The sequence below is a fragment of the Clostridium sp. TJA085 genome (assembly GCF_058310235.1).
This window is the reverse complement of sequence record NZ_JBZEEZ010000001.1, coordinates 949,731-963,701: the sequence shown is the minus strand read 5'-3', so window position 1 is coordinate 963,701 and position 13,971 is coordinate 949,731. Positions and strand designations below refer to the sequence as shown.

15 protein-coding genes and 1 other annotated feature (1 of these 16 cut by a window edge) are annotated in these 13,971 nt (G+C 27.0%); of the genes, 10 read left to right on the top strand and 5 right to left on the bottom strand.

The genetic code is table 11. The features are described 5' to 3' along the window. Positions 1 to 17, top strand: a binding site (T-box leader); it begins 208 nt to the left of the window's first position. 55 nt (positions 18 to 72) lie between these two features. Both argS and AC4FQW_RS05005 read left to right on the top strand, forming a co-directional pair. After that, positions 73 to 1,767, top strand: coding sequence for an arginine--tRNA ligase (gene argS, locus AC4FQW_RS05010; RefSeq protein WP_303128868.1), 1,695 nt, complete (start codon positions 73 to 75; stop codon positions 1,765 to 1,767). 190 nt (positions 1,768 to 1,957) lie between these two features. Further along, entirely contained in the window at positions 1,958 to 3,076 is a 1,119-nt protein-coding gene (locus AC4FQW_RS05005; protein ID WP_303128866.1) for an AI-2E family transporter, read from the top strand. Between the two features lie 34 nt (positions 3,077 to 3,110). On the opposite strand, the gene AC4FQW_RS05000 is transcribed toward AC4FQW_RS05005, so the two are convergent. From AC4FQW_RS05000 to AC4FQW_RS04990, 3 genes are read right to left on the bottom strand one after another with little or no spacing between them, the layout of a single operon-like run. Beyond that, positions 3,111 to 3,242, bottom strand: a complete 132-nt coding sequence (locus AC4FQW_RS05000; protein ID WP_491147611.1) for a FeoB-associated Cys-rich membrane protein — start codon at positions 3,240 to 3,242, stop codon at positions 3,111 to 3,113. A gap of 16 nt (positions 3,243 to 3,258) precedes the next feature. Continuing rightward, positions 3,259 to 5,022, bottom strand: a complete 1,764-nt coding sequence (gene feoB / locus AC4FQW_RS04995; protein WP_491147609.1) for a ferrous iron transport protein B — start codon at positions 5,020 to 5,022, stop codon at positions 3,259 to 3,261. A 30-nt stretch (positions 5,023 to 5,052) separates the two neighbouring features. Further along, entirely contained in the window at positions 5,053 to 5,274 is a 222-nt protein-coding gene (locus AC4FQW_RS04990; RefSeq protein WP_303128860.1) for a FeoA family protein, read from the bottom strand. 206 nt (positions 5,275 to 5,480) lie between these two features. Between AC4FQW_RS04990 and AC4FQW_RS04985 the strand changes: the two genes are divergently transcribed. Then, the gene (locus AC4FQW_RS04985; RefSeq protein WP_303128859.1) at positions 5,481 to 6,212 is read left to right on the top strand and encodes an HAD-IB family hydrolase; all 732 of its coding nucleotides are present in this window, start codon (positions 5,481 to 5,483) and stop codon (positions 6,210 to 6,212) included. A gap of 14 nt (positions 6,213 to 6,226) precedes the next feature. Further along, positions 6,227 to 6,970, top strand: a complete 744-nt coding sequence (locus AC4FQW_RS04980; protein WP_491147606.1) for a ribonuclease H-like domain-containing protein — start codon at positions 6,227 to 6,229, stop codon at positions 6,968 to 6,970. Positions 6,971 to 7,002: 32 nt separating this feature from the next. On the opposite strand, the gene AC4FQW_RS04975 is transcribed toward AC4FQW_RS04980, so the two are convergent. Further along, complete coding sequence (locus tag AC4FQW_RS04975) at positions 7,003 to 7,872, bottom strand: ComEC/Rec2 family competence protein (RefSeq protein ID WP_491147605.1); 870 nt, start codon at positions 7,870 to 7,872, stop codon at positions 7,003 to 7,005. A gap of 135 nt (positions 7,873 to 8,007) precedes the next feature. On the opposite strand from AC4FQW_RS04975, the gene AC4FQW_RS04970 reads away from it, so the two are divergent. The 6 genes from AC4FQW_RS04970 to feoB (AC4FQW_RS04945) all read left to right on the top strand — a co-directional run bounded on the left by AC4FQW_RS04970 (position 8,008) and on the right by feoB (AC4FQW_RS04945) (position 13,704). Continuing rightward, entirely contained in the window at positions 8,008 to 8,721 is a 714-nt protein-coding gene (locus AC4FQW_RS04970) for a lysophospholipid acyltransferase family protein (protein WP_303128854.1), read from the top strand. 267 nt (positions 8,722 to 8,988) lie between these two features. Next, positions 8,989 to 10,734 (top strand): phosphoenolpyruvate carboxykinase, encoded by a 1,746-nt coding sequence (locus AC4FQW_RS04965; RefSeq protein ID WP_303128853.1) that lies wholly within the window; start codon positions 8,989 to 8,991, stop codon positions 10,732 to 10,734. Positions 10,735 to 10,962: 228 nt separating this feature from the next. Further along, positions 10,963 to 11,214 (top strand): FeoC-like transcriptional regulator, encoded by a 252-nt coding sequence (locus AC4FQW_RS04960; protein ID WP_491147602.1) that lies wholly within the window; start codon positions 10,963 to 10,965, stop codon positions 11,212 to 11,214. A 19-nt stretch (positions 11,215 to 11,233) separates the two neighbouring features. Further along, complete coding sequence (locus AC4FQW_RS04955; RefSeq protein WP_303128851.1) at positions 11,234 to 11,452, top strand: FeoA family protein; 219 nt, start codon at positions 11,234 to 11,236, stop codon at positions 11,450 to 11,452. A gap of 12 nt (positions 11,453 to 11,464) precedes the next feature. Beyond that, complete coding sequence (locus AC4FQW_RS04950) at positions 11,465 to 11,680, top strand: FeoA family protein (protein WP_491147599.1); 216 nt, start codon at positions 11,465 to 11,467, stop codon at positions 11,678 to 11,680. A 17-nt stretch (positions 11,681 to 11,697) separates the two neighbouring features. Beyond that, the gene (gene feoB, locus AC4FQW_RS04945; protein ID WP_491148159.1) at positions 11,698 to 13,704 is read left to right on the top strand and encodes a ferrous iron transport protein B; all 2,007 of its coding nucleotides are present in this window, start codon (positions 11,698 to 11,700) and stop codon (positions 13,702 to 13,704) included. A 42-nt stretch (positions 13,705 to 13,746) separates the two neighbouring features. Here the strand turns inward: feoB (AC4FQW_RS04945) and AC4FQW_RS04940 are convergent, their stop codons facing one another. After that, positions 13,747 to 13,950, bottom strand: coding sequence for a DUF378 domain-containing protein (locus AC4FQW_RS04940; protein WP_303128846.1), 204 nt, complete (start codon positions 13,948 to 13,950; stop codon positions 13,747 to 13,749). Between the last annotated feature and the right edge of the window lie 21 nt (positions 13,951 to 13,971).

Here is a 13,971-nt window from a genome sequence, read left to right as displayed (position 1 = left end):
ATTATTCCGTCTCTTATTTTATATAAGAGGCGGTTTTTATATTTTACGGAAAATATTAAGGAGGATTAGAAAATGGATTACAAACAAATAATAGCAGAATTAATTAGCAAACATGTAGATTTAGATGTAGAAACAATAAAAAAACTTATAGAAACACCACCAAAGCCAGAAATGGGAGATTATGCTTTTCCTTGCTTTCAATTAGCAAAGGTTATGAGAAAAGCTCCAAATATGATAGCTGAAGAATTAGCTTCAAATTTAGATAAAGAAGGTTTTGAAAAAATAACAAATTTAGGACCATATGTTAACTTCTTTGTAGATAAGGCTGCATTCACTAAATCTACAATTGAAACTGTATTAAAAGAAGGCGATAAATATGGAAGTTCAAAGATTGGAGAAGGAAAAACTGTATGTGTTGAATATTCATCACCAAATATAGCAAAACCTTTCCACGTAGGACACCTTTTTTCAACTTCAATAGGTAATTCACTTTATAAGTTATTCCAAGAAGAAGGCTACAATGTAGTTGGAATAAATCACTTAGGAGACTGGGGTACTCAGTTTGGTAAACTTATAGCTGCTTATAATAGATGGGTTGATGAAGAAGCTTTAGAAAAAGATCCAATAGGAGAATTATTAAGAATATATGTTAAATTCCATGATGAAGCAGAAAAAAATCCAGCATTAGTTGACGAAGGAAGAATGCACTTTAAGAGACTAGAAGATGGTGAACCAGAAGAAACAGCACTTTGGGAAAGATTTAGAGAATTAAGCTTAAAAGAGTTTAATAGAGTATACGATCTTTTAGGAATAAAATTTGATTCATTAGCAGGTGAAGCATTCTATAATGATAAGATGCAAGTTATAATCGATGAATTAAGAGATAAAAATTTACTTACTGAGAGTAATGGAGCTCAAGTTGTTATGCTTGATGAATATAATATGCCACCATGTATAATATTAAAAGGTGATGGAGCTACTATATATGCAACAAGAGACTTAGCAGCTGCAAACTATAGAAAGAATACTTATGACTTCTATAAATCAATATATGTAGTTGGAACACCACAAGCATTACACTTTAAACAATTCTTTAAAGTATTAGAACTTGCTGGAAAGGATTGGGCTAATGACTGCGTGCATGTAGGCTTTGGATTAGTTAAGTTTAAAGATGGTGGAATGTCAACAAGAAAAGGTAAAGTAATTCTTTTAGATGAATTATTAAATGAAGCTGTAGCTAAAACTTTAGAAGTTATAAATGAAAAAAATCCAGATTTAGAAAATAAAGAAGAAGTTGCTAAGAAAATTGGTATTGGAGCAGTTGTATTTACTTATCTTAAAAATTCAAGAGAAAAAGATATTATATTTGATTGGAAAGAAATACTTTCATTTGAAGGGGAAACTGGTCCATATGTTCAATATTCATATGCAAGAGGAAATAGCATATTAGAAAGAGCTGGGGATATTGATTTAACTAATGTTGATTATAGCAAATTAAATTCAAAAGAAGAATTTGAATTAATAAAAGCATTAGAAAACTTTAAGAAAAATATACACTCAGCAGTAGAAAAACTTGAACCATCAGTTATTACAAGATATGTAATAGATGTAGCGAAATTATTTAACAAATTCTATAATGCTCATTCAGTATTAAATTTAGAAGATGAAGAGCTTAAGAAAGCAAGACTTAGCTTAGTTAAAGCAAGTTTACAAGTTATTAAAAATGGCTTAGCTCTATTAGGTATAGATGTTGTAGATAAAATGTAATAAATATTAAGAAACTAGGATTCATTATGTGTTTCCTAGTTTTTTTATAAAAGTATTTAAAATAGTTTTAATAATGTTTTCTATATATGTAAAGTTTCTTTTTATTTAAGAATTTTAAATATAAAATGTGATATAATTTAAAATATTTAATGTTAGTAATTTAATATTAGTAAAAATGGAGGTGAAGTAGATGAATAGAAGAAACTCTATATATAAAAATGTATTGATAATAGCTATTATAGCTATTATAGGTTATAAGATTGTTGATAATTATGATGTTTATTTATCAATTTTTAAGAAGTTATTATCTGTATTGGCACCGTTTTTCTATGCAATAATATTTGCCTATATTTTAAATCCTTTAATGAAGTTTTTTCAAAAGAAATTAAAATTAAAAAAAGGTGCAGCTGTAGGACTTACTTATTTATGTATATTAATTGTACTTTTTTTAATAGGGTTTTACGGAATACCAGCTTTAGTAGATAGTATAATATCAATAACAAAAGAAATACCTGACTATGTTAATACTGTACAAGGTTGGGTTAATAATGCACTTCAAAATGATAAGTTTTATGCACTTATGCAAGATGCAGGAGTATTGAAAACTTTAACTAGTATTTCATCCAAGGTAGGTGGAGTTGCAATTACAGCATTGGAAGGTGCAGTAGGTTCTCTTTTAAGTATAACAACAGGAGTAATTCAAATTGGATTTGGACTTTTAATATCAATTTACTTGTTATTAGATAAAGAAAACTTTATAAAACAAATAAAATTAATAGTTATCATGGTATTAAAAGAAAAATGGGGAATAACTGTAATTAACTTATTTAAGACATATAATCAAATGATTGGAACATATATAGGTGTAAAAGCAATAGATTCAACAATAATAGGATTTATTTCTCTTATTGGTCTTATGATAATAAAAGTTCCATATGCAATATTACTTGCAATATTTGTTGGATTTACTAACATGATTCCTTATTTTGGACCATTTGTTGGTATGGTTGTATGTGCTTTAGTAGAAGTTTTTGTATCTCCAATGAAAGCTATAATAGTATTTATATTTTTATTAGCAGTTCAACAATTTGATGCTTGGTATTTAGAGCCTAAATTAGTTGGTAATAAGGTTGGTATAGGCCCTTTTTGGATAATACTTGGTGTAACTATTGGAGGCGGATTTTTTGGAGCTTTAGGAATGCTTTTAGCATCACCAACAGTAGCAACAATAACTATATACTATGATAGATTAGTTAATAAGTTTAAATCAAAGCATGAAGATGTAGATGATTTAATAGATTCTTTATAGAAAATAAAAAAGCTGCTTATATAAGCAGCTTTTTTTAATTTTTCCTAGAAGGGCATTTCTTATGGCAAGAACCACAATTACATTCACCCTTTGAGGATTTTTTTACATTTTTATATATTATATATGCAGCTACAGCTACAATTCCTATTGTTACAATAATTTCCATTTATATCACCTTACCTTTAAACAAATAGGGAAGCCACATTGTAGAATATAAATGCTACAACCCAAGCAAGAACTAATTGATATATAACAGAGAAGATAGTAAATTTAGTACCATATTCTTTTTTCATAGTACCTACAGTTGATACACAAGGTACATATAATAAAGTAAATATTAAGAATGAATATGCTGAAATTGCTGTAAAGAATTGAGGTAAAATAAGCTTTAAGTCACCATTGAATATTACTTCCATTGAAGAAACAACAGTTTCTTTTGCTAAAAGTCCACTAAGTAATGATACTGATGATTGCCAATTTCCAAATCCTAAAGGAGCAAAAATTGGTGCTATAAATGAACCTATAGCTTCAAGTATACTTTGATCAACACTTTCAACCATTCCATGTAAATTGAAGTTTGATAAGAACCAAATAACTACACTCATAGCAAAAATTATAGTACCAGCTTTCTTTATAAAGCCTTTACCTTTATCATAAGTTTGTTTTGCAATTGATGAAAGTTGAGGAACCTTATAATTAGGTAACTCGATTATAAATGGCTCTTCATCTTTTTTAAATATAGTATTTTTAAATAGCATACCAATTAAGAATGCTATAATAACTCCAAGCAAGTATAATGAAGCAACAACTAATCCTCTATGTTCAGTGAAAAATACTGAAGCAAATAATGCATATACAGGAAGTCTAGCATTACATGACATAAGAGGTACAAGAAGTGCTGTAAGTTTTCTATCTTTTTCGCTTTCAAGAGTTCTTGCAGACATTATAGCAGGAACTGAACATCCAAATCCAACTATCATTGGAATAAATGCCTTACCTGAAAGCCCCATTTTTCTCATGAATTTATCCATTAAGAAAGCAACTCTTGCCATGTAACCACTGTCTTCTAAAAATGTTATACATATAAATAATGCAAGTATTACTGGAAGAAGAACTAGTATTCCACCAACACCACCAACAATTCCGTCTACTAATAAAGATTGGAACCATGGAGATGTAGAAGCTAAAACTGTATGCAACCATGGAATAAGTGAGTCATTTAAAAATCCATCTAGCAAATCTGAAATAGGTTGTCCAACCCATGAAAATGTGAATTGGAACATGAACGCCATTATTAATATAAAAAGTGGATAAGCTAAAAATGGATTTAAGAATATTTTATCTAATTTTTCAGTTAAATCTTTTTTATTTGTATCTTTCTTTTTAACACATTTATGTAAAATATTTTCTATAAAAGTATATGTTTCTTTTTCATTTTCAAATTTGAACTTAGAATTATCAGTAGTTTTTATAAAGTCGTTACTATTTAATGTTTCTTTTATTAAACCAATACCTTCACCTTTAGCGGCTATAATTGGTATTACAGTAACTCCTAATTCTTTTGATAAAATTTTATAATCAATTTCATATCCTTTATTATTAACTACATCAATCATATTTATAGCAAGTACAATTGGCTTGTTAAATTGCTTAAGTTGAGTCGTTAAATAAAGATTTCTGGATAAATTAGATCCATCTACAATGTTTAATATAACATCAACATTATCTTCTTCTAAAAATTTTTTTGCAACTTTTTCTTCGTGAGAAAAAGTATCCATTGCATAAATACCTGGTAAATCTACTATTTTTAAGTCATCAAAATAACCTTCTTTTTTTTCAACAGTAACACCTGGCCAGTTACCAACGTATTGTTTTGAGCCTGTTAGTGCATTAAAAAGAGTAGTTTTACCGACATTTGGGTTCCCTAGCAATGCTATAGTTTTCATGTTTGTCCCTCCTAAAGTCAATAAACCATATTAAGCTGATAAAATTATGTTTTTAGCGTCTTTTTTTCTAATAGCTAAATCAAATCCTCTAAAATTAATAACTAATGGATCGCCAAGAGGAGCAACAGTTTTTAAAGTTACTTCAGTTCCTTCTATACAACCTAAAGCTAATAATCTTTTTGTTAATTTATTATCACCTAAAATATTTTCTATAATACCATGTTCACCTGGTTTTAAATTTATTAATTCCATAAAATAACACCTCGCAATGAAAATCATTATCATATAATTATAATATCATTATATGGATTTAGAAGTCAATGTTTAATGTAAAAATAATATACATAAAAATTTTGGTAAGACAAAAAATAAATGATTAATAGGAGATGTTTTGCAAAAGATACAATTATATGTATAATATAAAGAAATATATAACTTAAGAAAAAGGAGGTCTTATTATGGCTAAAAATATAGCAGCTTTTTTTGATATTGATGGAACATTATATAGAGAAGGTTTAATAACAGAAGTATTTAAGAAGATGATAAGATATGAGATTATTGAACCTGAAAAATGGTATAATGATGTTAGAAAAGATTTTGAAAAATGGGATAGAAGACAGGGAGATTATGATACATATTTATTAAAAATGATAGATGTATATATGGATGCTATAAAAGGATTAAGTAAGCATCAGATAGAATTTATAGCTAAAAAAGTTATAAAGCAAAAAGGTGATAGAGTATATACTTTTACAAGAGATAGAATTAAGTGGCATAAAGAACAAGGACATATTCTTATAACAGTTTCTGGTTCACCTATTGAATTAGTTAAAGAGATGTCATTAAAGCATGGTTTTAATGATTATAGAGGTGCAGAATATACATTGGATAAAAGAGGTAAATATACTGGTGATGTTATTCCAATGTGGGATAGTGAAAGTAAAGAAAAAGCAATAAGAGAATTACAAGAAAAATATGATATAGATTTAGAAAAAAGTTATGCATACGGAGATACTGCAGGAGACTATACTATGCTTAGTAAAGTAGGTAATCCATATTGTATGAATCCAACAAAAGAACTTTTAAGAAAGGTTACATCAGATAAAGAGTTATCAGAAAGGATAAATGTTATTGTAGAAAGAAAAGATGTAACGTATAATCTTAATGTAGGGAATATACAATTTGAATAAGAAAGAGTGATACTGTGATTATAAAGGAAAACATTATACCTGTAGATAAAATTGAAAAAGAATATTTTTTATATGAAGAAGGAGAGATTTTACCAGAAGAAATTATTTTCTTTGATTTAGAACATTATGTTTATAAGAAGCCTAAATGCATAGGTGTTTTTGGAGCTTGTGTATATAATAAACAAAATAATGCTCTTTATGTAACTCAATATATGATAGAAAATAAGAGAGAAAGTATTGATATATTGAATCTAGCATTAAGATATTTTGAAGAGATGAAGAAAAATGGTAAAAAAGCAATATCTACTTTTTCAGGTAATAATGATTTTACAGTTATAAATTACTTATTCAATAAAAATAAAATATCATATAACTTTAAAGAAGAATTTATATCAATAGATCTTCAAAAAGCATATGAAAAGGAGATGAAAACCTCTATAGGACTTAAAAAGCTAGAAAAGATATTTAATATAGATAGACAAGGAGAGGTTATAAGTGGATCTAACTTAGCTAAGACTTTCCATAAAGTTATGAAAGATAGCGACTATGTTAAAAGAATGCCACAAGAAAAAATAGAAAAAATACTTCTTTATAATGAACAAGACGTTGTAAATCTTTATTACATATATACTAATTGGAAAAAGTATATAAAAATAGAAGATGAGGAATTAGATTTAGAAGAAGATATTACTAAACAAGATATAAAAATAGAGGAAAATTTAGAAATTATAAATATAGAAAATAAAGAAAACACTTAAAATAACATTAAGTGTTTTCTTTATTATTTTTATTAATTTATTTTTGTAATTTTATTTCCATTACTTTCTAATACTATAGTACCATCTTTATCTGTTCTGTAAATTTTAACCTTTAACTTCTTTAAATTTGCTAAAGTTTCTTTATGAGGATGACCGTATTTATTATCTATTCCACAGGATATTATTCCTATTGAAGGGTCAACCTTTTCTAAAAATTTATAAGATGTTGATGTTGAAGAACCGTGATGTCCTAATTTAAGAACGTCTGATTTTAAGTTGTAATTTTTATTTAAAACATAATTTTCTTCAAGTTTCTCAGCATCTCCAGTAAATAAGAATGAATTCTTACCATAAGTTATTTTCATTATAGGTGAGTAATTATTCATGCTAGTATCTTTTCCATACCCCCCACTTTTAGGAGAAAATATTTCAACCTTAGTATTTTTACCTAAGTCTATAGAATCGATACCTTCTTTAATTACATTTATTTTTAGATTTTTTTTCTTTAAAGAATTTATCATATTTTCAAAACTTTTTGTTGTATGAGTAATTTTTGGTGAATAAAAGCTACCAATTTCATATTTATCTATAACTTTATCCATATTTCCTATGTGATCTTCATGAGGATGAGTTGCAATTACATAATCTAATTTTTTAATTTTTAACTTATCTAAATAAGAAATTAAATCTTTTTCATTCGTTCTAGAACCAGAGTCAATAAGCATATTTTTGCCGTTTACTTGTATAAGTTCAGCATCTCCTTGCCCGATATTTATATAATGTACAGTCATATTAGATGTATTTGAAGTTTTATTGTTAGTATTAGAATCTTTACATCCAAACAGAATTAGTGATAACATAGAAATAATTATTAGAAGAGATGATTTTAATAATTTTTTCATTTTGTTCCTCCAATCTTAATATTTACTGTATCAGTTTATCATCATATTGTATAATGATAAAGGATAAGTTTATTAAATAATATAAAAATTTTAATAAACATGTATATTTTTATAAATTTTATAAGAGGTGAAATTATGCAAATATTTAAATTTATTAAATATGGTATATATATGCTTTTTGTTAGATTAAAAGGAATTAAGTTTAAGCATATATATAAAACAAAAGGTGAGGAAGAAGCTTTTAAATATGGACAAGAGGTATTTAGAAAATGGAGTGAATTTACTATAAAAATGACAGGAATGAATATAGAAGTAAAGGGATATGAAAACATACCAAAAGAAACATGTACCTTTATAGGAAATCATAAAAGTATTTTAGATATACCTGTACTTAAACATGCAAGTAAAAGAGATGTTGGTTTTATTGCCAAAAAAGAAGTTTTAAAGGTTCCTGTATTAGGATTTTGGGTTGCAAATATGAATTGCGTTGCTTTAGATAGGTCTAATCCAAGAGATGCAATAAAAGTTATAGCAAAAGGAGTAGAATATTTAAAAAAAGGACATAATATGGCTATATTTCCAGAAGGAACAAGATCAAAAGATGGTGAAGTTCATGAATTTAAAAAAGGAAGTATGAAACTTGCTGTTAAGGCAAAATCACCTATAGTTCCATTTTCAATTGATGGAACATCAAAATGTTTTGAAGATAATAGAAAGTTTATTCCAGGAAAAGTTACTATTGTTTTTGGTAAACCAATATATACAGATTCATTAACTAAAGAGGAAGAAAAAAGTTTAACAGAAAAAGTTAGAAATGAAGTTATAAAAAATATGATAAAAGTAGGTTAAGAGTTGTTTTAAACAACTCTTTTTTTAACAAAATTTTAAATAATGCATAATTTATGTAGTATTAGTTAATATAATAAGTGAATAAAAACACACGAAAAATATTGCTTGAAATTTAGAAAAAATCTGTATTTTGTCGAATTTAAATAAAAAATGAAAAATTTTTATTCCCAAAATTTCAAAAAGTATGTTATAATGAGTTTAAATTAATGGAATTTATAAAAAAATGCAATTTTTATGTAGATAAAATTGCATAAAGGGGGCAATTATATGCAAAAAGAATTTTCGATAAGCAATGATAAAGTTATTATTAATTTTACTGCTAAATATTGTAAGACGTTTGAAGACTTATTGGAAAGTGAAGGCTTCAGAAGAGTATTAGAATCTTATTTAAGAGTAGCTAAAAGAAAAAATTCATTAAGTTATAGATATTTAAAGACAGAGTTAAATAGTGGAGAAACTAGCGTATTAAGAGATAATTTATCTAAAATACTAAAATTTCTAACTGTTATGAGTGTAGAAGAAATATATGAATTTAAATGTGAATATAAAGGGCTATTAGAAAAGAAAGAAGAATTTATAAGATTTGTAGAAGAATTTTATTTATTTTGGAGAAGACTTGAAAGATATACATTAATTCATGGAGGAAAAGTGGAGAATGGATTAGCTCAAGTAAGTTTTACTGAAGCCAATGATGGATTATCAAAATTAATATTGCGTTTCTATAGAAAGGTAGAAAAAAATGTTTTAGGAGTTCAACCTAAAGTATTTAGACAAATACCAGCAGGTGGAAACTCTTGTATTATGATAAATGATATAATATGGCCAATTCCAAAAGGATATGAAGTTTTAGAAGATATACCATTTATAGATAGTATTTTATTAGAAACGCCATTTATAACTTATCCTAAGAGAAATACTAGAACAGGAATGTTTAGTGAGACAAAACAAAATCCATTGAAGTACTCTAGAATGAGTAAAGACCATTGGTTCTGTTATCCGGCAAAGGTTGGAGAACTTTTAGCTTATATATATTTTCATAGAGATTTTATGGAACATGGAGTTACTTTATGTAACCTTTTTGAAATGGCAAGAAAAGAAGAATGCAGAGGAAGAAAGCCTGATATGATTTATATATTTGGTGGAAAAGGTGAAGACAAGAAGCCTAAAACTGTATTTTATGATGATGAGAAAAATGATATAATGCTTGGATATGTAAGCTATTCAGATGAAATTGATTATTTTGGCTATATGAAAAAGATGACATTAACTCTTCATAATTTAATAATGATAAAAAGAGGAAATCTTCCAATACATGGAGCTATGGTAAATATAGTATTAAAAGATGGAAAAACAGCTAATGTAGCAATAATGGGAGATAGTGGTGCAGGAAAATCAGAAAGCTTAGAAGCATTTAGAACTTTAAGTGAGGAATATATATCAGATATGACTATAATATTTGATGATATGGGAACATTTAAGCTTAAAGACGGAGATATATATGGTTATGGAACAGAAATAGGTGCTTTCGTTAGACTTGATGACTTAGATCAAGGTTATGCATTTAAAGAAATGGATAGAAGTATATTTATGAATCCAGATAAAATAAATGCAAGATTAGTTGTTCCTGTAGCTCCATATAATGCTATTATTGAAGGATATAAAGTTGATTTATTCTATTATGCTAATAATTACGAAAAGGTAGAAGATGATAAAAAATCAATAAGCTATTTCAAAACACCTAAAGAAGCTATAAATGTATTTAGATCTGGTGCAAGAATGGCAAAAGGAACTACATCAGAAACAGGATTGGTTGAATCATATTTTGCAAATCCATTTGGACCAGCTCAAAAACAAGATGAAACTAATGAATTATTAGATAAATATTTTGATGCAATGTTTAAATCAAATGTTAAAGTAGGTCAAATAAGAACTTGTCTTGGTGTTAAAGGACAAGAAAAAGAGGGTCCTAGAAAAGCAGCTTTAGAACTATTTGAAGAAATTAAAAAATTATAAATTATAAATTATAAGAAAAAACTTAGGCTATTTTATATAGTCTAAGTTTTTTTATTTGAATGAATGATAATAAATTTCAATTGATATAAATTATAAAGTATTTATAGTTTAACAGGAGTATTTAAAGGATAATTAAAATATACTGGTAATTTTAGAAATTGACAAATAAATGGAAGATAAATATATTATAAATAGTGATAATCATTATCAAAATAAGGAGGTGTTTTTTTGATTAAAGAGATAATTAATTATATGTATAAAAATAATGATTTTTCAGTTGAAGGAATATCTAAAGCATTGGATATAAGTGAAGAAATTATAAGTGAATATAAAAAGAAATTAGAAAGTGGAGGATACATAAAAAGAGAAAGTTGTACAACTGAGAAATGTAAAGGTTGTAGTTGTGGATGCAATGAAAAGACACTTAATCCAATAATAAAATGGGAAGTTACAGATAAGGGTTTAAAACTAATAATATAAGGTTAAATGAGGTGGATTTATGGATAAGATAAGAAATTTAAATGTAGGAGATAAAATAATAGTTAAAGGTATCAACAAAGATAGTTCAATAAAAAGAAGGCTTATGGATATGGGAGTAACACCTGGAGTTTCTATAGAAGTAACAGGAAAGGCTCCACTTGGGGATCCTATTGAGGTATCACTTAGGGGATATAAGTTAACTTTAAGGAAAGAAGAAGCTGATGCTATTTTAATATAAGGGGGAATATATATGATTCCAATAACATTTATGGAAGAAGGAAAAAAAGTAAAAGTAAAAGATGTTAAACTTAATGATAAATTTAGTAAAAGAATTAATGAAATGGGAATAAATAAAGGAAGTTTAATAGAAATAATAAAAAATGATGGAGAATATATGATTTTAGGAGTAAATGAATCAAGATTTGCAGTAAGTAAGATAATGGCACAAAAGATAATTGTAGAATAATTTTTAGGGGGATATAAATAATGAAAATAGCTTTAGCGGGAAATCCTAATTGTGGTAAAAGCAGTATATTTAATATTTTAACAAAATCAAGACAACATATAGGAAATTGGCCAGGAGTAACTGTAGAAAAGAAAGAGGGTATATTAAAATATAAAAATAAGGAATATACTGTTGTTGATTTACCAGGAACATATAGTTTAGGTGCATATTCAGAAGATGAAATAGTTGCAAGAGATTATATTATAAAAGAGAAACCGGATGTGGTTATTAATGTTGTAGATGCATCGAATTTAGAAAGAAATCTATATTTAACAGTTCAATTATTAGAACTTGGAGCAAATGTAGTATTAGCTCTTAATATGATGGACAATGCAAAAGAAAAGGGAATAAATATAGATTCAAAAGAATTATCTAAAAGATTAGGTATACCAGTAGTGGAAACTGTTGCAACTAAAAAAATAGGGATAGAGGAATTAATAGAGAGTTCAGTAAATTTAAATAAAGATAAAAAAAATATTTTAAAGTTAAATGATAAATTATCAAATAAGGTAAATATTATAAAAGATAAAATTAGTTTTAATGATATTAAATTTGATTATGAATCAGATTGGATAGCTTTAAAATTATTAGAAAACGATAATTATATAAAAGATTATATAGAAGATAAGGGATATAAGGATATTATTACTTTATCAGATAAGTTGATTGATGAATATACAGAATTAGAGGGAATAGATCCAGAAATGGCTATCGTAGATGATAGATATAGTTATATAAGCAACATAACTAAAGGTATCTTAAATAAACCAAAAAATTCTAAAAAAACATTATCAGATAAAATTGATAAGATAGTTACAAATAAATTTTTAGGAATACCTATATTTGCTGTAATTATGTATATTTTATATGCTATTACTTTTAAAGTTGGAGGGTTTTTACAAGAGTGGGTTGGAGGTTTAATAGGAGATTTAGGAGAAATTGTTGTAGGAAAACTTGAAGCTTTGGGGGCACCAGAATTTTTAACAGGATTTGTTAATGATGGTGTATTTGCAGGAGTTGGAGCAGTTCTTAGTTTTTTACCACTAATTATGGTTATGTATTTATTAATGGGGCTTTTAGAAGACAGTGGTTATATGGCGAGAGCTGCATATATAATGGATAGAATTATGAAATCATTAGGACTTCACGGTAAAACATTTATATCAATGATAATTGGATTTGGATGTAATGTTCCAGGAATTATGGCAACTAGGACTTTAGAAAGTAAGAAAGATAGAATGATTGCGATACTTATAAATCCATTTGTATCTTGTGGAGCTAGACTTCCAATATATTTAGTATTTATTGATGCTTTTTTTCAAACACATGCAGCACTTATACTTGTAAGTCTTTATATATTAGGAATTATTATAGCATTAATTTGTGGAAAAATATTAAGTAAAACTATTTTTAAAGGTGAGTCATCATATTTTGTTATGGAACTTCCAAGTTATAGAGTTCCCTCAATTAATAATGTACTTACTTTAACATGGGAAAAAGGTGGTGCTTTTGCTAAAAAGGCAGGAGTAATAATTTTTCCAGCAGTTATAGTTATTTGGGTATTATCTGTACTTCCATTTGGAGTTGAACAATATGGAGAAGCTTCAATTTTAGGTAGAATAGGAACTTTTATAGCACCGATTTATACATTTGCAGGCTTTGCAACTTGGCAGGCTTCAGTAGCACTTTTTTCAGGAATAATTGCTAAGGAAACAGTTGTTGCGACACTAGGAATGTTATATGCTGGAGTTTCAGAAGGAGCAGAACTTACATCAGCAATAGCAGCACATTTTACACCACTTTCAGCAATGTCATATATGGTAATGACACTTTTATTTACACCGTGTCTTGCAGCACTTGGAGCAATAAAGAGAGAGACAAATTCATTGAAATGGACTATATTTGCAGCTGTAGGAACGTTTTTAGTTGCACTTATAGTATCAACTATAGTTTATCAGTTTGGTTTGATTTTAGGATTTAGATAAAAAATATATGAGAGGCTTTAAAGCCTCTCATATATTTTTTTATTAATCATTTATATATCTGCTTTTTGCAAAGAAAGAAATAGCATAAAGTCCTGCAATACCTACTAAAGAATATATAATTCTACTTATAGCAGACATATCTCCAAATAATGCAGCTACTAAATCAAATTGAAAGAATCCAATTAGTCCCCAGTTAATTGCACCTATTATAACTAATAAAAGTGCTAACCTATCAAGAAATTTCATAATAAACACTTCCTTCAAAAT